This window comes from Actinobacillus minor NM305, assembly GCF_000175195.1.
Taxonomy (GTDB): domain Bacteria; phylum Pseudomonadota; class Gammaproteobacteria; order Enterobacterales; family Pasteurellaceae; genus Haemophilus_A; species Haemophilus_A minor.
In genome coordinates this window covers 1-466 of record NZ_ACQL01000142.1, presented here as the reverse complement: position 1 = coordinate 466, position 466 = coordinate 1, and the positions used below count along the sequence as shown (strand labels likewise).

General features: G+C 45.3%; 1 protein-coding gene. It reads left to right on the top strand.

What is annotated here, in order from left to right; all coding sequences use genetic code 11:
- The coding region (locus AM305_RS10230) for a hypothetical protein (protein WP_005825768.1) at positions 1-456 on the top strand (456 nt) is incomplete at its 5' end.
- Between the last annotated feature and the right edge of the window lie 10 nt (positions 457-466).

Genomic DNA, 466 nt, shown 5'->3' with positions numbered 1-466 from the left:
GCTCAAAAACGCAAAAATCCGCCTGACTTCACACAAGTCACAGGTGCTGGCTGGTCAATGATTGTAAAAATTAACAAGGAAGCGCCCAGAGCCTTAGAGCTATTCTCATTCTTTGCACACCACTTAGATCCTAGTTGCGGTGCGGTTATTTGCGATCAGAAGTTCCTTGCTGACCGCTTTAACGTATCAATACGAACCATTCAACGATGGGTTTTGGATCTTGAGAATTTAGGGGCTTTATTGCGTATCCCAGTAGGGCAAACGTACGCCTACGCCCTTGATCCTTTGCAGGTTTGGAAAGGTTACAATACATCAAAAGACTACGCAGTTTTTAACACTAAAACGCTCACAGACCGCAATGGCGAGATCAACCGTAAATTGCGGATTATGATGTCTGAGCGCGGTATGCCGATAGCTCCAAATCAAGTCGATCTTGTCGATGATCTTACTGAGTAAGACAGGGCGA